At 69.8% G+C, this 23,673-nt stretch carries 17 protein-coding genes and 1 pseudogene; 7 read left to right on the forward strand and 11 right to left on the reverse strand.

Features of this window, described 5'->3' with window-relative positions:
* Window positions 1-750: 750 nt before the first annotated feature.
* The 3 genes and pseudogenes from IF00_RS0113940 to IF00_RS43730 all read left to right on the forward strand — a co-directional run.
* Complete coding sequence (locus IF00_RS0113940; RefSeq protein ID WP_106975804.1) at window positions 751-2,565, forward strand: caspase family protein; 1,815 nt, start codon at window positions 751-753, stop codon at window positions 2,563-2,565.
* The gene (locus IF00_RS0113945; RefSeq protein ID WP_030317905.1) at window positions 2,565-3,455 is read left to right on the forward strand and encodes a hypothetical protein; all 891 of its coding nucleotides are present in this window, start codon (window positions 2,565-2,567) and stop codon (window positions 3,453-3,455) included. Before IF00_RS0113940 ends, IF00_RS0113945 begins: the two co-directional genes overlap by 1 nt.
* Before the next feature lie 42 nt (window positions 3,456-3,497).
* A pseudogene (locus tag IF00_RS43730) lies at window positions 3,498-3,657 on the forward strand (molybdate ABC transporter substrate-binding protein); the annotation flags it as partial.
* Window positions 3,658-3,696: 39 nt separating this feature from the next.
* Here the strand turns inward: IF00_RS43730 and IF00_RS0113955 are convergent.
* Both IF00_RS0113955 and IF00_RS47630 read right to left on the reverse strand, forming a co-directional pair.
* Window positions 3,697-4,176 (reverse strand): hypothetical protein, encoded by a 480-nt coding sequence (locus IF00_RS0113955; protein WP_030317908.1) that lies wholly within the window; start codon window positions 4,174-4,176, stop codon window positions 3,697-3,699.
* Between the two features lie 25 nt (window positions 4,177-4,201).
* Window positions 4,202-8,923, reverse strand: coding sequence for a DUF6531 domain-containing protein (locus tag IF00_RS47630; protein ID WP_030317910.1), 4,722 nt, complete (start codon window positions 8,921-8,923; stop codon window positions 4,202-4,204).
* 1,236 nt (window positions 8,924-10,159) lie between these two features.
* Here IF00_RS47630 and IF00_RS42635 point away from each other — a divergent pair.
* The 3 genes from IF00_RS42635 (at window position 10,160) to IF00_RS42640 (ending at window position 17,123) form a co-directional block, all read left to right on the forward strand.
* Window positions 10,160-14,134 carry a polymorphic toxin-type HINT domain-containing protein gene (locus tag IF00_RS42635; RefSeq protein ID WP_158710464.1) on the forward strand — a complete coding sequence of 1,325 codons (3,975 nt, stop codon included), beginning with the start codon at window positions 10,160-10,162 and terminating at the stop codon, window positions 14,132-14,134.
* Between the two features lie 11 nt (window positions 14,135-14,145).
* Window positions 14,146-14,823: a hypothetical protein gene (locus IF00_RS0113970; RefSeq protein WP_030317916.1), complete on the forward strand. Its 678-nt coding sequence runs from the start codon at window positions 14,146-14,148 to the stop codon at window positions 14,821-14,823.
* A 221-nt stretch (window positions 14,824-15,044) separates the two neighbouring features.
* Window positions 15,045-17,123: a trypsin-like serine protease gene (locus IF00_RS42640; RefSeq protein WP_078944676.1), complete on the forward strand. Its 2,079-nt coding sequence runs from the start codon at window positions 15,045-15,047 to the stop codon at window positions 17,121-17,123.
* 279 nt (window positions 17,124-17,402) lie between these two features.
* Here the strand turns inward: IF00_RS42640 and IF00_RS0113980 are convergent, their stop codons facing one another.
* Window positions 17,403-17,975 carry a hypothetical protein gene (locus IF00_RS0113980; RefSeq protein WP_030317919.1) on the reverse strand — a complete coding sequence of 191 codons (573 nt, stop codon included), beginning with the start codon at window positions 17,973-17,975 and terminating at the stop codon, window positions 17,403-17,405.
* Window positions 17,976-18,273: 298 nt separating this feature from the next.
* On the opposite strand from IF00_RS0113980, the gene IF00_RS0113985 reads away from it, so the two are divergent.
* Window positions 18,274-18,819 (forward strand): ferredoxin, encoded by a 546-nt coding sequence (locus IF00_RS0113985; protein ID WP_030317921.1) that lies wholly within the window; start codon window positions 18,274-18,276, stop codon window positions 18,817-18,819.
* A 289-nt stretch (window positions 18,820-19,108) separates the two neighbouring features.
* Here the strand turns inward: IF00_RS0113985 and IF00_RS0113995 are convergent, their stop codons facing one another.
* From IF00_RS0113995 to IF00_RS42645, 8 genes are all read right to left on the reverse strand, one after another.
* On the reverse strand, window positions 19,109-19,594 hold the full coding sequence (locus IF00_RS0113995; RefSeq protein ID WP_030317922.1) for a hypothetical protein: 486 nt from the start codon (window positions 19,592-19,594) through the stop codon (window positions 19,109-19,111).
* The gene (locus tag IF00_RS0114000; protein ID WP_030317924.1) at window positions 19,591-20,376 is read right to left on the reverse strand and encodes a hypothetical protein; all 786 of its coding nucleotides are present in this window, start codon (window positions 20,374-20,376) and stop codon (window positions 19,591-19,593) included. Before IF00_RS0114000 ends, IF00_RS0113995 begins: the two co-directional genes overlap by 4 nt.
* On the reverse strand, window positions 20,373-20,720 hold the full coding sequence (locus tag IF00_RS0114005; protein ID WP_158710465.1) for a hypothetical protein: 348 nt from the start codon (window positions 20,718-20,720) through the stop codon (window positions 20,373-20,375). The genes IF00_RS0114000 and IF00_RS0114005 overlap by 4 nt, the downstream gene beginning before the upstream one ends.
* Window positions 20,721-20,871: 151 nt before the next feature.
* Entirely contained in the window at window positions 20,872-21,327 is a 456-nt protein-coding gene (locus IF00_RS0114010) for a hypothetical protein (protein WP_030317928.1), read from the reverse strand.
* A gap of 10 nt (window positions 21,328-21,337) precedes the next feature.
* Window positions 21,338-21,589, reverse strand: a complete 252-nt coding sequence (locus tag IF00_RS0114015; protein ID WP_030317930.1) for a hypothetical protein — start codon at window positions 21,587-21,589, stop codon at window positions 21,338-21,340.
* Complete coding sequence (locus IF00_RS0114020) at window positions 21,589-21,810, reverse strand: hypothetical protein (RefSeq protein WP_158710466.1); 222 nt, start codon at window positions 21,808-21,810, stop codon at window positions 21,589-21,591. Before IF00_RS0114020 ends, IF00_RS0114015 begins: the two co-directional genes overlap by 1 nt.
* 264 nt (window positions 21,811-22,074) lie before the next feature.
* Window positions 22,075-22,668 (reverse strand): hypothetical protein, encoded by a 594-nt coding sequence (locus tag IF00_RS0114025; protein ID WP_030317933.1) that lies wholly within the window; start codon window positions 22,666-22,668, stop codon window positions 22,075-22,077.
* Window positions 22,669-22,852: 184 nt separating this feature from the next.
* The gene (locus IF00_RS42645) at window positions 22,853-23,446 is read right to left on the reverse strand and encodes a hypothetical protein (RefSeq protein WP_051820237.1); all 594 of its coding nucleotides are present in this window, start codon (window positions 23,444-23,446) and stop codon (window positions 22,853-22,855) included.
* Window positions 23,447-23,673 lie beyond the last annotated feature (227 nt).

Genomic DNA, 23,673 nt, shown 5'->3' on the forward strand with positions numbered 1-23,673 from the left:
GGTCTGGGTGGGTGGCAGACGTGCCCCTCGACCGATGGCGGTACGGACTCGCAGGTCCCCTCGAAGGGCGCGGCAGGCGCGTTCGGCGGCTTGGCGCGCAGGGCACGGCGGTGGGCGAGGGCGCATGGACGAGGTGGCCCGCAACGGGCGGGCGGGCAGCTGCGGGACGCGGGACGGCTCCGTGCGCAGCGCAGCCCGTGGAACGTCGCGCGGTCCTGCGCCGCCGCCGCGCTCGAATGCCCGAGCCTTGCTGCCCGAGCCGTGGTGCCGCGTGGCGCTGCCGCCTGCAAGAACGGGCTCCCGTCCAGGAACCACTGCGCTCGATGTCGGCCAGGGCCTGTCGGCGTTTGCAGCAGTAGCGGGCTGGGCCGCCCGGCACGCCGAATCGGAGAAGGTGCGCCGGACTCCTCTCGGCTGTGCTTGACCGACCACCGGGGTGCGGCTCGCGAGCTGCTGTCGGGGATGCGATCACGGCCTGAGAGGTGTGAACTGGAAGGGGGACGGTAGATGTTGGCGACCCCACTGCCTTGCGTGGTATTCCGCAGGACGGAAGGCCGCCGATCAGGCGCCGCGCCGCCTGTGCCGTCTGATGGAGGCGGCACGGTTGGGGGGGAGGTCGTCGCCACATCGAGGAGGGTGTAGCGGACGGAGACACACTCACGGGTGTCTTGCGCAGGTTTCTTCCATGCATGGTTCAGATGCTGGGACAACGGGAGCGGGGCACCATCAGCGGATGTGGACAGATGGGCCATGGAGCGTGCAGTAGTACTGATCGGCGTGGCCAGGTCCGGAGGGTTGCCCGCGCTGCAGGCCGTCGCCAGGGGACTGGACGCCATGCGCAAGTGGGCGGGGGACCAGCACATTCCCCCGGAACGCTGCGAAGTCCTGACCGACGAGCACGGCAGCCCAGTACACGAGTCCGACGTGTTCGACGCCGTGAAGAGGTTCGTGGAACTTCATACGGTCGAACAGCTGGTCATTTATTTCAGTGGTCACGGGGTGAACAACAACGGCAGCGAGTACTGGCTGCTCTCCGAAGCGCCGGACAATCCGAACGAGGCCGTCAACGTCGCACGCAGCATGCGGCTCGCCGAGCGCTGTGGCATCCCTCATGTCGTGCTGGTGTCGGATGCCTGCCGGACGGCGCCGGCGAGTATCCAGGCAGACGACGTGACCGGCTCAGCCATCTTCCCCAACGTCGGGGTGGGAGCCGTCGCCGTGAGCGGTGACGTGGACATCTTCTACGCCTGTCGGCTCGGCGAACCCGCCTACGAGATCGCCGACCCATGGGAAGCAAGCCATTCCTACCGCGCCCTGTACACAGAGGTGCTCGCCGAGGCTCTCGACGGCGCGTACGCAGACCTGCGTGAGCGCGTCACTGTCGACGGCGAAACGTATGACTTGATTCGTCCCTACCCGCTGCGGAAGGCCCTTCCGGACCTTGTCACCCGCCGCATCATCGACCTGAAGGCGACGATGACCGCGGTTCAGGTACCCGATGGCAAGGTCTGCTCCGACCCAGGTGCGGCCTGGCTTTCCCGGCTCTCCCTCTCTCCCGGCGCTCGGGCTCCTTCTCCGTCCGAGCGCGTTTCAGGCGCTCCTCCCGGCCCTCTCTCCGGCGGCGGCGGCTCTCCTCCGCCACAGTCGCCCAGCGCTCCGCCGTCTCCCCGCTACCCGGCCCCCGCCCTGTACCGGGACACCTGGTGGCGATCGATCCTGAGGGGCCGGCGGCGATCGCGTCGGGCTGAACCCGACGTAGTGCTCGAGTTCGACACGGACGACGCCCTCGAGATGGCCAGCCCCGCCCCGCGTGACCCGGCGAGGGACGATGCCGAACGCGCGGTCCGTCTGCTCGACAGCCCCCCGGACCTGGCGGGGACTGAAGAAGCTCCGGCCGCCCTGCGCGTACGCGGAACGACATTGACGGACGCGGAGGCGGTGCGCGGAGCGTTGCTCTCGGTCGACAAGGATGTCGTGCGGTTGGTCCCGGCCGGAGACGGCCCGACCCCTGTCCTTGTCCGCATCGGATCCGGCCACTGCGCGCTCGTCCCTGCCTTCGGCGGCTGCCTTGGCACCCTCACCGTAGAGAACGACCGACTGGTCGACGTCTCGTACGTGAACAGGGAGTCCGGCTGGCCCGGAACGGATCCGGAATACCGCCACCGCCGGGCGTGGATGGCCGCCGCCTCGCGTTACGGCATCTCCTGGGGGGAGGAGACCCCTGTCGAGGAACTACTCGACTGGCACGCGCAGTACGGCGGCGCGGACCCCTCGCTCGACGTGTACCTCGCTCATGCCTTGGCCGACCGCGGCCGCCGCGACCTCGTGACGATGCTCCTCGGCGAGGACGACGTCCCCGCTCTGTACGACGTCTGGCTACTCGCGCGCGAGCAGACTGACAGGCCGGTCGTGCCTCCGGTTCCGCTCCTGGCCCGCAGCTGGGCATTGCTCAGGCCGGCGGCGGCACAGCGGTTGCCCTCTTCGCTCCCCTCGCACTGGACGCTCTTCCCGGCACCCAAGCTGCCTCAGCTTCGGGAGCTGCTCGGCAAGGAAGGAGTGATGTGATGCGCAAGCTCATACTGATCCACGGACGCTCGCAACAGATGAAGGACGCCGAAAAGCTGAAGCAGGAATGGGTCGACGCGCTCCACGCCGGGCTCCGCACGGCCGACATCGACCTGGAGATACCGGACGAACAGATCCGCTTCCCCTACTACGGGCAGACCCTGTTCGAACTGGCAGAAGACTCCACGGTCAAGGCAACCGAGGTGATCGTCAAAGGAAGCCCCAGCTCCGCTGAACTGGACTTCATCGGCGCCGCTGTCAAAGACGTGGCGGCGGGCGCCGGCATCTCCGAAGACGACATCGTGGCCGCTGCGGAGGATCCGACTCAGATCCGGAAGGACATTCAGAACTGGCCATGGGTACTGGCCGCACTGAGCGCCATCGACCGCGTCCCGGGCCTGAGTGCGGTGAGCATCGCCCTCGCCACGCGCGACGTCTACCGGTACGTACGCAACCCGGGCATTCAGACGGTCATCGAAGACGGGGTTCGCGAGGCGTTCACGGCTGGGGAAGAGAGTGTCGTGGTGGCCCATTCACTCGGTTCTGTCGTCGCCTACAACATGATGAAGCGGGAAGGGAAAAGGCGGCAATGGACAGTGCCCGCTCTCGTCACTGTCGGCTCACCGCTGGGCGTCAACGCCATCTGTCGGCTCCTCAACCCGATCGGCCGGCCCGACTGCCTCGGCGACTGGTACAACGCGTATGACAAACACGATGTCGTGGCCCTTCACCCACTGGACGGCACGTACTTCCCGGTGACGCCCGGCATCGAGAACTACGACAGAGTGAAGAACCCGACGTCCAACAAACACGGCATCAGCGGCTACCTGGGTGACCCGGTCGTAGCCGTCCGAATCCGGGACGCACTCCTCGACGGGTCACACCGCTGACCCACCTGGACTTGTCTACCTCGGTCCGGGAGGGTGTCCCCCGTCCGCGCGGTGCTGAGCGAGGTCGAGCTGGGCGAGGCCGATGCCGGTCCCGTCCACGACACCGACGTGGAGAGCGCGCAGGGCAAGGTCGACGCCGTCGAGATCCCGGGCGGCCAGAACGCCGTCGCCCCGTACTCGGCGGCCACGCTGAAGGGGCTGCCCGGTTCGGGGGAACGGGCAGCCCCTCCGCCTCAGGAGGTCACTTCTCGCGGTACCGCTCGTCGGCCACGAGCACCGACGTGAGGTGGACCGGCAGGCCGTTCGCGTCGCGCGGCACCTCCTGGGAGGTGTCCCGGGTGAAGGCCAGGGTGACGCCGGGGATGTACGGGGCCCGCGGGTCGTCGTTGTTGACGTGCCAGCCCTTCCGGGCCGCGTGGGCGAAGACCTCTTCGGCCGGGGTGCGGAAGACGTCGATCCCGTCCAGCAGCACCTGCACGTCCGGGTCCTCGTCCTCGTCGGGTCCCCAGATGGTGACCGCGGTGACCCGGTGGTCGCGTTCGAGTGCGGCCTGGAAGCCGATGCCGTCGTACTCGGCGGACACCAGGTCGAAGTCGCGCACCGCGTCGGCCGGGTACACGCGCGGAGCGCCCCAGGCCGACACCGCGGCCACTGTTTCGTCGAGCGTCATCCCCAGGTGAACGGGAGCCACGCCGCGCGGCGGATCGAGGACGAACTGCATGAGGGGCCCTTCTGGTCGGTTGGGATCATTTCAGTATGTCGTAGTCGATGGTCCAGCCCCGGCGCTCCAGCATCGCCTGGAACTTTCTGTTCTCCTTGAGGCTCGTGACCATGTCGGCGATGTGCTGGTCGTACTTGTCGCCGTACTTGGCGCGCACCTCGTCGATGTCCATCTTCATCGCCAGGTCCCAGCGCCCGGCGTCGATGTGGGCGCGCTGGTCGGCACGCCACTTCACGGAGTGCGCCCACGAGCCGGTCGAGGACATGTCCCGGTGGTCGGCCTTCTCCATGCGGATCGCCGGACCCATGCCGGCGTCGTTGATGAAGCCCTCCTCGTCGAGGTGGGCGTAGGAGGCCTTGGCCGGTATGTGGTTGATCTCCATCTTGACCGGGTACTTCGGCTCGCCGTCCTCGTCCTTGAGGTTGGCCGGGGTCATGCCGCCGTACCAGCCGCCGTCCTCGGTGCATCCCTTGGCGATGAGGCCAAGCGGGTCGGTGAGGGTCCACGGGTTGGTCACATAGGCGACCGGGTTCGCCGCGGGTGCCAGGCCGAGCGGGTCGGGGCAGGCGTACCGGGCCGTCTCCGGGTCGTAGTGGCGCAGGTAGTTGTAGTGCAGGCCGGTCTCGGAGTCCTCGTACTGGCCGGGGAAGCGGAGGGGGGTGTACGCCGTGGCCGTGCGGTTCCAGCGGGTGCTGCCCCAGGTCGTCCTGCGGGCCTCCCACGCCACGTCGCCGCCCTCGTCGACCAGTTCGGTGGGTGCGCCGACCAGGTCGGTGACGATGGCGAAGAACCGTGTGTCGTAGGCGTCCTGGTCGTCGCCGCGCGGGCGTCGTTCGAGCTGGCTCAGCGGGCGGTGGTCGTGGGCGTCGTACTCCCAGGTGATCGTGGTGGCGCTGTCGGTGTCGGTCTGCTCCGCGAGCCGGGTGCCGTCCCAGGTGAAGTACGTCGACCGCTCGACGGTCGTGCCGTCGGGCGCCATACGGTGCTTGGCGGTGCGTCGGCCGAGGGGGTCGTACGCGTACCGCCAGGTGACCCCGTCGGGCGTCCGGCAGGCGACGAGCCGGTTCTCCGCGTCCCAGGTGTAGTGCCAGGTGTCGGGCTTGCGGGAGAGACGGGCCTTCTGCCGCAGCACCATGCGGCCGGCCGCGTCGTACTCGTAGCGGATCCGGCCGGCCCGGAGCAGTCGGTTCCCCTCGTAGGCGCGCTCACCGCGGGCCTCGTCCCGGAGCGCGCGGTCCGGCCACTCGGCCTGGGCCTGGTTGCCGACGGCGTCGTACGCGTACGTCTCGCTCCAGCCCTCGGCGGCGACCCGCAGCGGCCGTCCCACCGGGTCGAGCTCGAAGGTGACGTCGGTGCCGGCGACGCGGTCCGTGATCCGGTCGAGGTGGCCGTCGGCGCGGTAGCCGTAGCCGCGGGAGCGCACGACCCGGTCCCCCGCGGTCACGCTGCGGGAGGAGAGCCGGCCCATGCGGTCCCAGGCGGAGGCGAGCGTGACGGACTCCGGTCCCTCGCCCAGGGTGCGGGCCACCTCGCGGCCGCGCTCGTCGCGGGCGACGAGCATGTCGTGTCCGTCCGCGGTGAGCACGGCGCGGCGTCCCGCCGCGTCGTTCGCGTAGTGGGAGCGCGCTCCGCTCGGGGTGGTCCGGGCCGTCAGGGCCCCGGCCGCGTCGTACTCGTACCTGGTGGTGCGGCCGTCGACGGTCTCGGCCAGGAGCAGCCCCGTCACGTCCCGTTCGAGGACGACGGTCGAGGTCGGGGAGGTGAGCGAGACGGAGCGGCCCGCCGGGTCGTAGGCGTACCGGGTGGTCCCGGCGGAGCTGTGCTGCTCGACGACGCGGTCCATGGCGTCGTAGGCCACGGTGACGCGCTCCCCGAGCGGAGTCGTCCGTGCGGTCGTCCGCCCGACGGCGTCGAGTTCGTAGGTCACGGTGCGGCCGTCGAAGTCCGTCTCGGCGACCAGCCGGCCGGCCCCGTCGTACGTGTAGGTCCAGGTCAGCCCCTGCGGGCCCGTGACCTCGGTGAGCCTGAGCTCCTTGTCGTAGCGGAACTCGTAGCGCGCGCCGTCCGCTCCCGTCCGGGCGGCCAGCTTCCCGAAGTGGGTGTACTCGAAGCGTGTGGTGGCACCCGTCGGATCCGTGTGGGAGGTGCGGTTGCCCTCGGCGTCCCAGGTCCAGGACTCGCCGCCGCCGTCCGGACGCGTGGCGCGGGTGGCCCAGCCCTCCGTGCTCCACTCCGTCGCGTGCTCCGCGCCCAGCGGGTCGGTGCCCCGGACGGGGCGGCCGAAGGAGTCGCGCGTGAGGCGGTACGTGTTGCCCAGCGGATCGGCGTGGCTGAGCGTGAGGCCCGCCGGGTCGTGGCTCATGCGATGGGTGGCCCCCGACGCGTCCGTGCGAGCGGTGAGGGCGCCCCGCTCGCTGTAGGTGGAGCGGGTGGCGGCGCCGTCGGGCGCGATGACGGCGGTGAGGTTGCCCCGGCTGTCGTACTCCCGCCGCCAGACGCTGCCGTCGGGGCCGGTGACGGTGACGGGCAGGTGGAACTCGTTGTACGTGGTGAGGGTCCGGGTGCCGTCGGGGCGGGTGACGGAGGTCAGGTTGTCGTGCTCGTCCCAGGTGAACGTCGCGGTGCGGCCCAGCTGGTCGGTCCGCGAGAGCAGGTTGTCGTGGGCGTCCCACCGGCGGTACACGGTGTGTCCGAGCGGGTCGGTCTCCGCGACGACCTGGCCCAGTTCGTTGAGGCGGGAGGTGGTGACCGCTCCGGTGGCGTCGGTGAAGCGGGTGACCCGCTCGGCGGTGTCGTAGGAGAAACGGGAGGAGAGGAAGCCGTCGGGCCCCACGGTCTCCACGACGCGGCCGTCCGCGTCGTAGACGTAGCGGTACGTGGAGCCCAGGCGGTCGGTCCACGACGTGACCCGGCCCGCGTCGTCATAGGTGAAGCGCAGGACGGCGGGCTCTCCGTCGCTGCCCCGGGCGTCGGCGACGGTGGCGAGCCGGTCCTCGGAGTCGTACGCGAACTCGCTGACCGTCCGGGGGCCTTCGGCGGTGCGCAGGGCGAGTGCCGTCACGCGGCCCTGCGCGTCGGAGTCGACCGCGACCTGGTAGCCCCCGCTGTGGACGACGCCGAGGGGCGTTCCGGCGACGTCCCGCTGGATGCCGACGCTGTTTCCGTTGCGATCCTCGACGCGGGTCAGCCAGTAGAAGTGGTCGCCGTGGTAGGGGTTTCCCGTGAAGAGGCGGGTCCGGCCGGAGTGCGGCTCCTCCACGGCGAACGTGACCGTCCCGAGGCCGTCCCGGGACCGGAGGCGCAGGGCGGCCGTCCGGTTCGCGGTGACCGGCAGCGAGGTCTCGTCGGCGTCCGGGAGCCGGGGGTAGAGGAGGAGGGAGCCGTCCTCGCGCACCCACGTCACGGTGCCCGACGCGTCGACGGATATCTCCAGTCGCTCGTCGAGCGTGGACGCCCACTCGGCTCCGAAGCAGCGCCCGTAGTGGTATCCCGACACATGGGTGCGCCGCAGGACGAGCGGCAGGGTGCCGGGGAGTCTCAGGTCGGTCTGCGGAAGCACCATCTCGCCGCTGGCGAGGTCGACGGGGTCGGTCTTGCAGCGGCGCTTGTCGAGACTGACACCCTTGCCGCGCGGATCGTCGAGGGCGTCCCGTGACGAGTCGGGGCCCTTGCGCCCGCCCTTGCCGTCGCCACGGCCGGAGGGGCCGCCGCCGTCGTGATCGCCCTTGCGCTGGCGGGCGATGCGAAGCGCGGTGTCGTCGTCGTTGTTCTTGTGGTCCTTGGAGATCTGCTTGACGGCCTTGGGAAGCGTCTCGCCGATGTGGTCGCCCATCGTCTTGGCCGACTTCATCAGGGCGCCCATGGCCTTCTCGATGACCGGGTCCAGGGCGTTGGCGATGTCGTCCCGGCCTCTGTTCCGGCCCTGGTGCCCCTTGGCCCGGGTCAGCTTGCCGGCCGTCTTGCCGTGGATTCCGGCGCTGACGCCGTTCAGTCTGGTTCCGGCCTGGTCGTGCTCGTCGTGCTCGATGTGGAAGCCCGCGCCGCCGGCGCGACCCCCGCCCCCGCCGCCCGCGGAGGCGAGCTTCAGACCGTCCTTCGCGCCCTGCACGCCCTCGTCGAAGCCGTCCTTGCCGGCCTGCTTCGTCTGGTCGAGGTTCACACCGTTCTGGACGCCCAGCGCGTCCATGCTCACCTGCACGACCAGGTCGGCCGCCATGTTCTCCAGCGCGGCCACGACCGGCTCGGTCATCACGCTCACGATGTGGCCGACGGCCTCCTCCATCGCGCTCGTGATCAGCTTCAGCAGCTGCTTCTTCGTGAACGCGATCGCCCCCGCCCCGAGCAGCGCCGACAGACCACCGGTCACCGGGATCAGGGCCATGGCCAGGCCCGTCTGTCCCGCCAGGATGCCGAGCTCCGCGACGGCCTTCCACTTCATGCCCTCGATCGCGCCCGCCGCCAGGTCCAGCGCGTCCGCGATGGTCCGGGCCGCGGACACCATGTCCTTGAGGTGTTTGCCCTTGACCTTGGTCCAGTGCTCGTTGAGCGCGTCCATCGCCTCGCCGTGACCCGACGACAGCAGACGCTCCATGTGGTTGTTGGCCAGCTGACCGTCGTCGGCGAGGTCGTCCGCGAACTCCCGCAGCGCGTCCGCCATGTCGCGGTACGCGTCCTCGTCGACGTTGGGCCAGTTCACCCCCACCAGATCCAGCAGTGTGTCCGCCCAGTCCGGCACCGTGACAGCCACGATTCGTATCCCCCGTTGTCATTGACCCATGAGTCCGAACAGGTCTACCACGTGGGTCGGCTGACAGGTAATCCGCGATCGCAAACCGGCGCGACACCTTCACGCCCGGCGGCGCTGACGCGCACTCGCATCGCAGCAGGCCGCCACGGACGACGGCACGACCAGGACTGCTGCCCGGCCGGAGAGCCTGATCGTTGGGAATGCGACGAGGGAGACCTCACGGTCGGTACGAGGACGGTGATGCCCCTCTCTTGCGTACCGGCACTTCGGCGCGACTCGTGGTGAACAGAGCCAGTCTCCAGGATCCACACGATCCAGCCCCCGGGCCGTTCCGTCGGCGGCGCCACGTCGCGCCAGGGACGAGCGTCACGACCGCCTCGGCACCCGCCAGAGGGGGAAGGACCAGCCGCTGCGCCAAGTCGACGGCCGAGGCCAGGAGGAGCGCGGCGGCCGCGCCGGCCGGCCAGGCCGGCCAGGAGGAGTAGGGGCGCGGCCCGACGGTGCAGCGGTAGACCACGACCGCGTCGCTGAGCGGCCCGGCCGCGACGTACGCAAGCAGCGGAGTCTCGGTCCCACCGGCCGCGCGGCGAGCGCTGCGGTGTTGATCGATCAGCGCTTCCGGCAGCTCATCGGGCTCGGGCGGCAGCCCGCTCCTCGGGCGCGCTGTCGGTGTCCTCGTGTGCGCTCGGAAGGCCGGCACGGCCAGACCCACGTGCGCGATCGGCATCCCTTCTCACCTCGAAGCGGGCATCGGGTCACGGTTCCAGCGCCGTCGCTGCCAGATACCTCAGTCGAATCCGCGGGTGCATCCGGACGGTTTTCGGCAGGTGAACCGATGTGCTGAAAATTCTTTCGATCTCGGTACAACCATGGGGGTGCCAGCTCAGTCCTCTCTTACTGAACGTCGAGCTGCACCTTGGGCAAGGAAGCCCGTAGGGGATGAGCCGCCGTCGCCTGGCCTGGGGAGCGTCCAGGGCGGCGGCCGGCTGCGCAGCTGTGCGGCATACCCGGCGAACCGCGCCGTATCGGCCAGTACCACCTGGCCGGCTTCGTCATGCGCACATTCGACAATCCACACGTATTCGAGGGGAATTTTTCGTGCGCCGAGCTAGAGGTTTCTGGTCGCTGGGGGATCGGGGGTGGCGCCCGCTTCGACAGGCAACGGGCGGCGTGCTGCCTCTTGCCCTGCTGTCCGCGCTGGTGTCGGCAGCGCCGACAGCGGCTGCGGAGCCTGAGATGAGCGAGCGGGGTCAGGTCCTGGCTGCCTGGAAGAGCGGCGGGCCCGCTACGAAGGCGGCTGCCGGGGCGGCCATGGCGGCCTCGGACTCCGACATCCGCGCGTTCCTGGACAAGGGCAGGGCGATCGCGGAAAACCTCGACGACCGCGAAGCCGCACTCCAGGTCGTGGCCGATGCCGGACCCGCCGTGCGCAAGGCAGCCGAAACGGCCCTCGCCGGTACCCCCGAGCCGCTGAGCACGTTCCTCAAGGAGGGGTGGAAGGCGCCCCTGGCCCAGGACCAGCGTGTCCAGGCAGCAGCCATCGGCGAGACCGGCGGGCGCGCCCTGCACGCAGCCGCGGAAGCCGCACTGAACTCGGACATCGAGGCGGTGCGGGAGTTCCTGAGCGAGGGGCAGTACAAGAAGCGCGACTCCGACGCCCGCGTGCGGGTGGCCCAACTGGAGACGTCGGGCGGGCCGAAGGTACGAGCCGGTGCCAGCGCGGCTCTCAACGGATCGATCGAGGATGTCCGCGACTTCCTGAGCTTCGGCCAGCACGTGGCCCGGGCACAGGACCAGGAGTACGCCTCGGTCACGGAGCTCGCACAGCAGGCCAACGAGGCCGGTGATGCGGCGGAGCGGGAGAGCAAGGCTGCGCAGGAGGCCGCTGACAAGGCGATCCTGCTGGCTCGCCTGGCCAAGGAGGAGACCCAGCGGGCGGCCCAGGAAGCCTCGGCAGCCAAGAACGACGCCGATAAGGCGGCCGAAGCGGCTCGGCGTGCCGCGGAGTCGACCCGGAAGGCCGCGCAGGCTGCGCAGGCCGCCATTTCGGCTTCGCGTTCCGCGAACGCTGCGGCACAGGTTGCGGCTGCGGCCGCGAATGCGGCGGCGAACGCGGCTGCGGGCGCCGCTCGTGCTGCCACCAACGCCTTGAACAGCGCCGCCAACGGCAAGCGTGACGAAGCGCTGTCCGCCCAGGCACTGAAGGCGGCGGAGGCGGCGGAGTCCGCAGCGAACGCGGCGGATCGGGCTGCGATCGCCGGTGACGCCTCCGCTGTGGCTGCTCGTGCTGCCGCTTCCTCGGCTGCCAACGCCGACGCCACGGCAGCGGCGGCGGATCAGGCCAGCGGCTACGCGGAGGAAGCAGGTGCCTCGTCGGACGAGGCCCGCGCTGCTGCCGCGACCGCCCGACGTCATGCCGCCGAGGCCACCCGCGCCGCGAACGCGGCGGCCGGCCATGCGGCTGACGCCGCTCGCCAGGCCCGTCTCGCCCGGGACTTTGCGCGCTCCGCGGCCCAGCACGCCCGCAATGCCGCCGACGCCGCGATGAAGGCAGGCCAGTACGCGGCTGGTTCCAAGGAGGCCGCGAACGAGTCGAAGGCTCACGCCGACGCCGCCCTGCTGCGTGCCAACGAGGCTGTGGCAGCGGTGGCGAAGGCCAAGGAGATTCACGACCTGGCACGCAAGGCCGAGGCCGAGGAACTGGCTGCTCGTAGGGCGACCGGGATCAATCAGGCCAAGGACGCGAAAGTCGCTTACGACGCCACCCTCGCCGAGGGCAAGAAGGCGGCGGCCGAATCAGACAAGCTCCAGGCCGATTTCGCCCGCCTGTCGCAGGATGCCTCGCAGCCGGCTGCGGACGACGCTCTGATCGCGGCGACAGGGCGGAAGCTCGCGCTGGCCGCGCTGGAGACCCAGGGCAGCTGGAGCAAGGCCGCCGCCGAAGGGGCCCTGGCCTCCACGGACAACGCCGTCGTGGTCGAGTACGCCCGCAACGGATGGCGCTCAGCCTTCCAGCAGGACGAGCGCGATCAGGTGCGCTCCCTGGCGCAGAACTCCGAGCACGAGGCCGTGATCACCGCTGCCGAGACGGCGCTGGCCGGCGACACCGCACAGATCCACGCCTTCCTGGAGGTCGGCCAGTACAGTGCCGCCGCCTCCGACCTGCGCGTCGAGGTCGCCCGGATCGGCGAGGCCGGAGGGCCGGCCGTCAAGAGCGCCGCTGACAAGGCGATCAACGACATCGGTTACCAGCCGCTCCTCGACTTCCTCACCACCGTCCAGCACTCCGCACGCAACAGCGACAACCAGGTCACCGTGGCCTGGCTGGCCGAGAACGGCGGACCGGAGGTCAAGGCGTATGCGGAGATCGCGCTGGAGAGCCCCGCGCCGTCCCGGCAGGCCTTCATCGAGCGGGGCCAGTTCAAAGCCGCTCAGCGCGATCAGGCCAATGCCTCCCATGGAGCGCAGATCCAGCACGTCATTGCCGGATCCGCGCAGGTCGCGGCTCTTGCCCAGCAGCGCGCCGCAGAAGCACTGAAGACCGCGGCCACGGCATTGAACGCATCGAACGAGGCCGAGGTCTACGCCCAGCAGGCCCAGACCTACGCCGCGAACGCCGCAGGGTACGCCCAGCAGGCTGACGCCTCCGCCACGCAGGCCGAGGCCTCCGCACGGAAGGCCGCAGACCACGCTGCCACCGCGCGCAACGCGCAACGCCAGGCAGAGATCAGTGCGAGCAACGCCAACGCGTCGGCTCTTTGGGCCGAGGCGAGCGCGGGCCTGGCTCGGGAATATGCCGCGACCGCTGTCGCTGCGGCAGAAGCCGCACGGCAGTCCGCCGTCAATGCCGGCAAGAATTCGGCCCAAGCGGCTGCCATTTACCAGCAGCACCTCGACACCTACCTCGCCGAGCAGGCGCGGGCTGCCGAGCAGGCATGGTGGGAGAAGGCGTACGGCAAGTACACCCAGCTCCGGGACGCCTTCGGGGAAGCCGTGGACGTCGGCTTGGAAATGGGCAAGGCCGCCATACTCTGGTGGGTGACGGCGACCCCTGATCAGAAGGGGCAGTTCTACCTCGAATTCGGACACCTTGCTCTCGACATCATCGGCTTGATTCCCGGGTACGGCGAGATCGCGGACGGCATCAACTGTGCCGCGTACGGGATCGAAGGCTATGCCACCGACGACAACAGCAAGTACATCGACGCCGGACTGTCCTGCGCGTCGATGATTCCGGTCGCCGGTTACGCCGCTGCCGTCCCCAAGACCATCAAGTGGTCGAAGAAGGCCGAAAAGCTTTTCGACTCCCTCAACAACCTGAGAAAGCGGGACATCGATCTTCCCGGCTGTCTCACGCCCAAGCACAGCTTCCCCGCCGGCACGGCCGTCCTGATGGGCGACGGGACCACCCGCCCCATCGAGCAGCTGCGGATCGGCGACATGGTGCAGGCCACCGACCCGACCACGGGTGTTTCCGGCCCGCGCCGGGTCGAGACCACCATTCACACGCCCGACGACCGCGACTTCACCACCGTCACCCTGGACGGCAAGGACGGCGGCGGCACGCTCACGGCCACCGGGCACCACCCGTTCTGGGCCCAGAACCGGGGCGACTGGACTGCTGCGGCTGATCTGAAGGCCGGAGACACCCTCCGCACGCCGTCGGGGGCCACCGCGCGGATCGCGAAGGTCTCGCACTGGAAGAAGTTCCAGCCGGCCTACGACCTCACGGTCAACGACGTCCACAGCTACTACGTGCTTGCCAAGACCACGCCGGTCCTGGTCCACAACTGCTCTGACCTCGCCCGCGCCGAGCAGGCAGTGCCCGACGCACACACCCTCAAGGAGCACGTCGACCCGGACCTTGCCGAGCTGAAGCGTCGCGCCAAGGAGAAGTCGGACGAGCAGGGTGGCAAGCCGCTGCGCAACTCCCGGTGGAAGGACCTCGAAACCGCCCAGAAGGCGGTAGACGAACTCGTGGCAAACCCGGAAGTGGCGGAAAGGATCCGTCAATTCGTCATCAAGGCGGGTAAGGGTGGACCCAGGGAGCTGGAACTCAAGGGACGGCATGGAACGGAATCCCTGGGTGACGCGGTCGACCATCTCGGGAATCACTATCCGTCAATCAGCAACGAGTTCATCGTCATAGTCGTTCCCAAGAAGGGCTACAAGCCCGGCGGCTGGTACATCAAGACCGCATACCCCCTGTAAGGAGCGGCGGAATGCATGAGCCAGACACGTTTCACGACTGGGTGGACGACGATTTCGGGGCGACCGCGCTCGGCTCGTCGTATCACAATGACTGGAGCCGGTACACCGACGACCCGATCGACCACGCCCTCAATTACCTGGGTCCGACAGGTGATCCTGCCTTTCTGATCCTGCTGATCGAGGATCTGCAGCGCCTTTTCTCCTCGCCGCTCTCCGGTGAGGAACTGGGCCGGCTGTGGGGAGCGCTGGGGGATCCCCTTGGCGCGTCACCCGCGTTCGACGGGGCCGAGCGGCCCTGGTTCCACCGCCTCCTGGAAGCCGTGACCCGACTCGCCGTCGCGCGCGGCGCCAGGGAGGCGCAGTGGGCGGATCTCCCAGGGTGCTCTCCTGAGCCGACGGGCACGGTGGCCGCTGAGCATCAGCGGTTGGTTCCGGAGGTGCTCGGCGTGGCCGGGCTCCTGGACCAGGGCCGTGTGGATGACAGGGGGCCGGCTCTCGCTACCCGGTCGGCCATCGAGCGGTGCGTCACTCTGGTCTGCCCTGAGCTGGCGTTCCGCTTCCTGCTCCACGCTCTGGGCCGCTTCGGCTGCAGCCTGAGCCCGGCCGATTACACCCGGCTGAGGAGTCTCAGCTCGGCCTTCGGACACGGGCCCTTCGTCGTGAGCGCACACCGCAATCTCCTGGGGTGACAGCGGTCCTGTGAGGCCCGGGGGCGGGTTTGACGATCCACCCCGGGCCCCGCGTTTCAATGGTCGGGCTGTTCGTGGTTATGCTCCTCGGCGGCCCCCCAGGCGATCTTCCCGAACCGCGATGAAGCGGCCGGGTCTCTCTTGCGTTTCCGGCATGCCCGGCAACGTCTCATCGGCATTCCCGGATCGACTCCGGGGTGCGCCTTTCAGAAAGCGAACTCATGGCTTTGCGTACACGCTGGTGGCTGCCTGCTGCCACCGCGACCGCTGCTGTCCTGCTGGGGACCGCGACTCCTCTCGCCTCCGCCGCCGTCGAGCCGGCGGCGAACGCCGGTGCCTCGTTCGTGTACGAGGACGGCTCCTACCCCGACAGCGACCAGGTCTTCGCCGAGACCGGTGCAAGGCTGATCCGCGGTGACGGAGGCATCACCCACACCTCCTGTTCCGGCCCCTACCAGATCAAGATCTGGGCCCGCGGGATCAAGCTGGACGAGGAGCGCATGTGCTTCGCCGCCCCGCGCGGCACCGGCTTCCTGACGGTGAACATCCCCGGCGCCTACCGGATCCAGACCTACGAGCGGTCGGTGAAGGCCAGCATCTCCGTCAAGGACGAGCACAAGACCATCGACTTCCCCGCCAACACCGGCAAGGGCTTCGGCGAAGCCGGAGCCGACCAGGCCGAGGCAGTCCTGCTCGAGATGCGCGTCACCGGCACCACGGCCACCACGCCGCCCGGCGTGTCCACCGACATCTTCGGGCTTGCCTTCAACGGCAAGCTGACCATCGGGGACGCCAAGCGCACCTGCTCCGCCGCGCTGATCGACCCGGAGTGGGTCATTTCGGCCAAGAGCTGCTTCGCCGACAACCCCGCCGAGAGCAACACCGTCACGGCCGGGGCTCCGAAGGACAAGACCACCGTCGTCCTCGGCAAGCCGCACCTCTTCCTGGCCGGCGGTCACACCAGCGACATCGCGCAGTTGGTACCCCACCCTGACCGAGACCTGGTCATGGCTCGCCTCTCGACGCCGACGACCGGCATCACGCCGGTCCCGCTCGTCTCCGGCGCACCCGCCGCGGGCCAGCAGATGACCGTCGTCGGCTTCGGGCGTACCAAGACCGAGTGGGTCCCCTCCTCCCGTCACGACGCGACGTTCACCGCCGGGACCGTGGAGGCGACCGGCTTCGACCTCGCCGCGGTGACGCCGGCCGATGCGACGGTGTGCGCGGGCGACGGCGGCGGTCCGGCCCTTCGGCGCACCGGAGTCAACACGTACTCCCTCGCCGGTGTCGTCGGCCGGTCCTGGCAGGGCGGCTGCCTGGGCAGCAGCGAAACCCGCACCGGTGCGTTCGCGAGCCGGGTCGACGACCTCGGCGAGTGGATTCTGCAGGCCCGCGCGCTCGCTCCCGGCTGGAAGACCGAGACCCTCGTGCAGGCCGGTACCAGCCTCTACCAGGGCATCCGCCTGGCCGACGGCTCCTGGACCGGATTCACCGACGTCCAGACCAAGGCGCAGAGCATCGGCGGCGTCCGCACGGCGGCCGCAGCCGGCATCAACGCCGACACCCACGTCGTGGCCCTCGGGGTGGACGGGAAGATCTACCACACCCTTCGCAAGGCCGACGGCACCTGGGGCAACTTCGGTCACGTCGGTGACGTCGCCGGCACCCTCAGCAACGTCACGCAGGTCTCGGCCGTCTCCATCGGCAACGACCTCCACGTCGTCGCGGTCGCCGGCGGGAAGGTCTTCCACACCCTGCGCAACGCCACCGGTCACTGGACCCTCTTCGGTGACGTCACCGCCGCCGTCGGGCCCATCGGCACCGTGACCACCGCCGCCACCGCCAGCGTCGGCGGCGAGCTCCAGCTCATCGCAGTCAGCGGCGGCAAGGCCTTCCACACCATCCGCAACACCGCCGGACAGTGGAGCACCTGGGGCAACGTCGCCAGCGCGGCGGGAACGACCGGCCCCATCACCTCGGTGAGCATGGCCGGCACCGGCGGCGACGCGCAGATCGTCATCGCCACCGACAACGGCACCCGCCAGTACCACGCCATCCGCAAGGCCGACCGCACCTGGGCCACCTTCGGTGACCTCAAGGACTACCTGGGCACGGTCACCGTCAAGTCCCTCGGTGCCGCACACGTCGACGGCGAGCTGCAGCTCACCGCCACCACCAGCGACAACAAGCTCATCCACATCATCCGCCACGCCGACCGCACCTGGACCCCGACCACGACGGTCACCCTCCAGGGCGTAACCGGCACGCTCGGCACCACCGCCATCACCGGCACCCTCTAACAGGCCTGTCAGTCCTGGCCGAGCCCTCTACCGGCTCGGCGAAAGCACCGATTCACGTCGAGCCCGGAGCCCAGCGCTCCGGGCTCGACCCGTACGCCCAGAACGCCGGAGCCCGGTCCAGGTCCACAGCCCCATCGCAGTACCGCGACGGTCAGGAGCACCACAGGCGCCGGCCTTGCAGTCGTCGCCTGACAGGGGCGAAGGCCGCCGGTCCCCACTCACACCATCGAGCCCGAAGGCCCGTGCCCTACTGGCGGACCCCTGATGCGTCACACCACATCAGGTCGCAGGCTGACCGTGGAAGTACTCCTCGGAGGGCATCGAGTCCCACTCGGTATGCGCGCCGTCTCGCGTCACCATGAACAACGGACGCGAACGGACGGCCCGGCCGACCAGTTGCCCGCGCATCACGACCCCGGGGTCATCCGGTCCTGCATAGCCCTCCGGCGTGTAGCGAAGGTGCACGTCCCTCGCCTCGGCATACGAGATTGCGTCGCCCTCCAGCTTCGACATCTCCCGCCCGACCAGAGGGAGTCCGTCGTACGTGACCTGGGGACCCTGCACGGCGTCGGCAGCGATGCAGTACAGCCCGACGGCTTGGCTCACGTAGGCCGTGACGGCAGCCTGAGAAGGAGCTGCCCCGCGACGGTGGACGTCTACCTTCCAAGTCGGCGAGAAGACCGCGTGGTGCCGCGGACACTCACTGACCTTCGCCTGGCCCAGTTCCTCAGCCGCCTCGACCACAGCCTCGACGGTCATGCCGAATCGGAGCGGTCCGACACCGAAGGCCGGTGAATAGGACCACTCGTCCCGTTCGGCGCTACCGGAATCGGCTTCGGGTATGAACGTCATAGTCGCCCCTGGAGACAGTCGAGCACTTGCCACCGCCCATCATGTCAATCGCCGGCCGGCAGCCTGTCGGATGCCGCCCATGCCGGTTGATCATCCGGGGCGCGCCCGCTGGAGTACGCACTCGCCCAGGCGGGAGATACTCCACCGCTTCGACCGCGCATAGTGACGTCTCCACGGTCTTGAACAGCGTCGAAGACCGTCGAGTGGTCGACTCCGGCGGAGGCACCGCCCCGGCCGCCGGCAGTGTGGCAGGTGCCTGGCCGGCTCTCAGCTCTTCGGGCAAAAGTAGTGTGCCCTCATGACGCTCTACTTCGACGCGGCGGCGGCCCTGTTTCAGGTGTACCCGAGCTACAGCGGTTGCTGGGAGGACTGCCTGTGGCTCAACGTCCCGGGGCCCGTGTACGGCGCCGAGACGGACAACTGCGCGACAGGTCGACTCGAAGCCCCGCGTCACATCCACTACGGCGGTGAGTACTTCACTGAGTACGTGTACCGCCAGCCGCGCACACCGGACGAGGTGAGGGACGTACTCAGCGCCATCGAGGCGGACCCCATGGACGGCTATGCCTGGGACGGAGACCAGCGGTGGACACCGGAGTCGGTCCGGGAGTGGTGGCGGGATCGAGAGCGCGTCCTGGAGTACCTGAGAGACCAGGTGCACGAGTGGGAGCGGTACGACCGGTGGATCCCGAACCAGCGAGCAGTGGAGGGTGCCCTGGACTTCGCGGCCTACATCGCCGGCGGCACCGACTCCGGAAGCCTGGAGACGGACCTGCGGATCTACCTCTACTGGCTGCAGGAACGCCGCTCTCCCACCCCGGCCGACCGACTGCCCGAGCTCTAGACCGATGTACCCCGGCTGACCCCGAAGTCGCCGGCCAGGCGACGGTCGAGTTTGCCGATCCGGAGCACGGGCATGCCAGGAACGTCCGTGAGGGGCGACAACAAGCGCTCGGAGGCGGGCTTCAGCGGTGAGGTCGAATTCCCATCCTGGCTGGTGGGTCGGACCCGGACGGAGACGGCGTGTCGACGGCCTCGGCAAGCGCCGCCAGCTACAAGGAGGAGCGCCAGGAGAGCGGTGCCGACGGGACGGAGACGTCCACCACCGCCTACGGGTTCGACGCGGACGGCGACTACTGACCGGGCGGGCCCGGCGCATCCACTGCCGCGGCCCGCAGCTCGTCCCACACCTCGGCCAGCTCGTCCCGGTTCGGATCCGTCCCGGCGTCCGCAAGCAGCGGTTCTACGGCGGCCAGCACCGTTGCCAGCCGGTCTCGGTGGAGGTGGTCGGTGGCGGCCACCAGCCCGACCGTCTCCGCGAGCGGCGGATACGGCTCTCCGAGCAGTGCGTAGTCCGGGTAATGGAGCGCGGCCAGGGACCTCCGCAACGCGGCTACGGCCTCGGCCGCCAGCCCGCGGGACGCGTACCGCCCGGCGACGTGCAGCAGGTGGTGGGCGGGATCGGCGATGTCGCGCAGCGACACTCCCAGGTCTGCCGGCCATTCGGCTGCCGTCGCCTGCTCGCCGAGCTGCGCGACGGCCAGGTCGAAACGCTCCGGGTAGCGCAGCGAGTTGCCGAGGTGGTAGGCGTCCACGGCAGCGGTGACTACGGCCGTCACCGCCCGCGCGGCGACCTCGATCTCCAGGCGGACGTACTCCTCTTCGCTCTGCGGGACCTCGAAGCGGTGTCCGGCGCCTTCTCGGCTGTGGAAAGACGCGCGACCCGCTCCGCGGTCCAGTGATCGGGCCGGTTGATCCGGTGCCGGTACACGCTGAGCAGGGGATCACCCGTCGACGCGGCGCCCGGCCGGAGGTGGCAGCCGCCCAGGTCCACATCGAGGGTGTCGCGGAAGTACGACAGCTGTATCACCAGGGCAGGGAGGCCGTACAGGTCGTGCCAGTAGAGGGAGGCGTGCGGCCAGTTCAGCGGCTTCACCAGGGTTTGGAGGTGGACCAGGCCGTCACTTGCCAGGCGTCGGCGCAATGCGGCGACGATCGCCTGCCGCAGCCCGCCCCAGTGCCCTTCCGGACTGCCGTGGAAGCGGGGCAGGACGACCAAGAGCGGCAGCTCCGACAGGTCGGCGGCGAGCAGCCGAAGACTCTCCCGCAGGTGCCCGGGTCCCTCCTCCACGGGGTAGGTGTCGAACAGCGTGCGGTTGCGGAGCTCAATGAGGGAGGCTTCCAGACGAAGTTGGTTGTCCAACTCGGCCAGCTCCTTGCGGCGGGCATCGCGTACGGATTCCAGCAGCATGTCCCTTTCGAAACGGACAGCCGACTGGAGTCGCTCGAACTGCTGCTGGGTGGCCTGCGCCACGGCCGCCGCCTTGATCTGGCGCTTCGTGTTGATCACGGAGGCTGCCGCCTGTGCCGCAGAGCCCAGAGCCATCAGGTTGTCCGTCACGACGTACCCGCCTCTCCGTCCGTGCTGACCGCTTGCGCCCACCGCTGCCACCCCGCGAGTTCGGCCCGCACGGTACGAACCTCGTCCAGCCGGGCTCGCAGCAGCCGCCGGTCGGACTCCTGAGGGTCGACGGACTGTTGCCGCCGCCGGCGTAGTGGAAGACCGAAGCCGAGCGCCATGGCTGCCGCAGCGTAGGGGGCGTCCACATCGTCGAGCTGTCCCTTGTAGCCCTCGAAGTAGTAGGTTCCCGCGGTCACTTCCCTAGCCGCCGGTTCCGGCATGTCCAGCGTCCGGTGCACGAGCGGTACGCGGGCGTCGAGCTGGGCGAGGGTCTCGGCCTGCACGTCCGCCAAGTCCGTGTGCAGCCGCCAGGCGGTGTCCTGGAGTACCTGGGCGAGCGCCTCGTCGGCAGCCTCCAGAACTTTCGTGACCTCCCGTGCGATCTGTTCGGCGTCGCTCCTGGGCAGGCCGTTCGGGGCATCGGGGACGGAGGTCTCAGCAGGGTGACGGCCGCGTCGGCTCCGACTGCGGTCCGCCTGTGTCGGCGGCCTGCCTGATCCGCTGAGCGCGCAGGGCGGCAGCGGCGTCGAGGTGAGGCAGGCTGCTTGTGCAGGCGGTGGCCAGGGCGTTGCGCCCGTTCAGCTCGGTCTGCCTGGCGACGGCCGTCCGAAATGCCTCCCACTGTCCGCGGATCCCGGGGTGAGCACTCTCCGGGGTGAGCACGGACGGCAGATGGAGTGGGAAGACACCGTCCTCGTCGAGCCCCATGCCGCCGGCCGGGAGGTAGGGGAGCAACAGCTCCGTCACACTGCGACGCCTCATCCGCAGGTGCTGGGGGAGGGCGTCGGGGGCGAACAGGCGCGGCTCGGACTCGTTGACGACGAGCGCTCCGATGCGGGCGTCGGGGGATGTCCCCCGTAACTCCTTGATCAGCGCCAGCAGCGTGGACATACCGACCAGATCAGTCGGTCTCTACGTACGCGACCAGGACCAGGGTGCCCAGGGCTGTCGGCACGTACAGCACGCGGACGCCGTCCTCACGGTGCTCACGGATCGCACCGTGCTTCGACAGCACGCCGAGTTCCGGGTTCCTGGAGACGGCCACCAGCACGGGGTCCAGCCGAAGGCGCTCGACTTCCGTCATCTTCTCGATCTGCTCCTGCGCGACGTCGTAGAAGACGATGCGGGCGCGCTTGGGGGAGTGCTGTCCCATCAGGCGACGTGCGAAGCGGGAGCGGAGTCGTCGAGCGGGGGCTGACCGAGGTCCTCGCGCAGGTCCTCCCACGAAGTGACGCGGTCCAGGTCGACACCCTCGCCGGCCAGCCGCTCCAGCACGTAGGCGATGCGCGGGTCGTGGTCGGCCATTTCCCGTGCGTCGGCCCGCAGGGCCTCCTGCTCGGCCGGGTCGAAGACGATCCGCATCGCGGCCTCCAAGTCATAGATGCTGCACCGAGGCTAGCGCAGGAGCTTTGCACCGGAAGCCGGAAGCCGGAAGCCAGAAGACGAAGGACGCCGCCCTGGCCTCCCCCTGAGCACTGCCTGAGAGGCCGCGGGCGCAACTCCACACCCTGGACAGCCCAACCAGTCGATGCCCGCAAGCGTCTTGCGCCGGCGGCGGTCTCCTCCTCGCCGGAGGTTCTGCCTCCCGGCGAGTGAACGTCTCTCAGGTGCGCGTGCGCGTGCTCTCCCGTCGGCCGGTCAGGAGGCGTTTCCCTGGGGCGAGTTCAGCCAGCGTCGGATCACCTGAAGGCACACCGTCCCGCCGACCACGAGGCGACGCTGCTCGCTCCGGGCCCGTCGGTCGAATTCCACGCGGTAGCCCTGCAGGCCGTCCAGCGAGCGGACGGTCGAGACCGTCACCTCGGCGATGACTCCGCCGCCGTTGTCCTCCACTCGCCACACCTTGCCCAGCAGGGCGTTGCGGGTGATCCGCAACGTGCCGTGCTCGGCCGTCTGTATGTCGATCAGCCGGGTGCGGTGGAGATGACCGGGGGAACGGACCTTGCCGATCGGGTCACCCCCGGGGCCGGTCATCAGGAAAGCAGGTCTGGCGAATCCACCTCTCCCGGAGACCAGGTCGACTCCCAGGACCGGGCAGTCGTCCGGGTCGTGGAGTACGTACGCGAAAGCGCCGCGTTCCTGAAGGTGCGCCAGGGCGGTGCCGTCCTCCGTCATCAGGTGCATCTTCGGACCCGTGTACCGACGCAGGACCGAACGCTTCGGCTCCGCGAGGATCACCGTGTCGAGGCCGAACAGCCGGTGGACCGGGCTCGCGTCGTCGCTCCCGCTCATCGCGCAACCTCCCGCTCACGCAGCTTCCTTGGCCCGAGTATGGCCGCGCAACGGAGCGAGGAACAGCGAAGCGTGTCGCCTGTGACGGCGAGCCGTCGGAGCAGGGGGCGGGGTCGTGTCGTGGGAGGAGCCCCCTGGGGGTCCAGGGGGCTCCTCCCACGACACGAGGCGGAGGGATTCCGCGTCAGGCCCGGAGTAGCCGTTCCGTCACCTCGCGGTAGGTCCGCAAGGTGAGCCGGAGCTGCTCGGTGTCCTGGGACGCACGCGCTTGGTCGCCGTCCTGCTGCCATCCCGCCCGCAGGGCGATGCGCCGGTCCCTCAGAGCGGCGACGAGGTGACGTTCGGTCTCCTCGAGCAGTTCCGCCGCCTCGACCACCGAGTCGTGGGGAGAGTCGACGAAGCTCGCGAGGGCGTGGTGCAGGCGTTCCCCGAGACGGTCGCGTTCGTCGGCGCCGAGCAGCTGCCCGGCAGGGCCGTCCGCGGATCCGTCGGCTGCCGGCCGGTGGTGCGTGCCCGACCGGTCGCCCGTACCGTCGCCGACCGTGTGAGCATCCCGGTCGCCGTGGCCCGGACTCCGGCCGTCGCCGGGGGCTTGGCCGTCGGCCCGCCGCTCCGTCGTCGTCCGTCCGCGCGGCGCGGCGGGGGGCGTGACGGGAGCGTGCTTGCGGCTCCCGCCGCTCCGGCCCGTGGCACCGGGGTCGCCGGACGGGACGACAGGCTGCCGGACCTCGGCCGACGCCGACCCGGATGTCGGGGTGGGCGGCGGGGCTGTGGCCACCGGCGGTCTCGGGGAGGGCGGATCTGCGGGGGGCGGCGGTGTGATGTCACCATCGCGCTGGGTTGGCACGGCCGCGGAGAGGGTCCCGCCGTCGGGCGCGGCGGAGACGGGGCGCTGGGCGGGAACGGCCGCGGAGGGAGTTCCCCCACTGTCGGCGGGCGCCGGTGCAGCGGACTCGCTCGGCGTGCCGGGGGACCTCAGGGGCGGCGGGGGCTTCGGGGGGGGGG

Origin of the sequence: Streptomyces flavochromogenes (assembly GCF_000717595.1) — a bacterium.
Taxonomy (GTDB): Bacteria; Actinomycetota; Actinomycetes; order Streptomycetales; family Streptomycetaceae; genus Streptomyces; species Streptomyces flavochromogenes.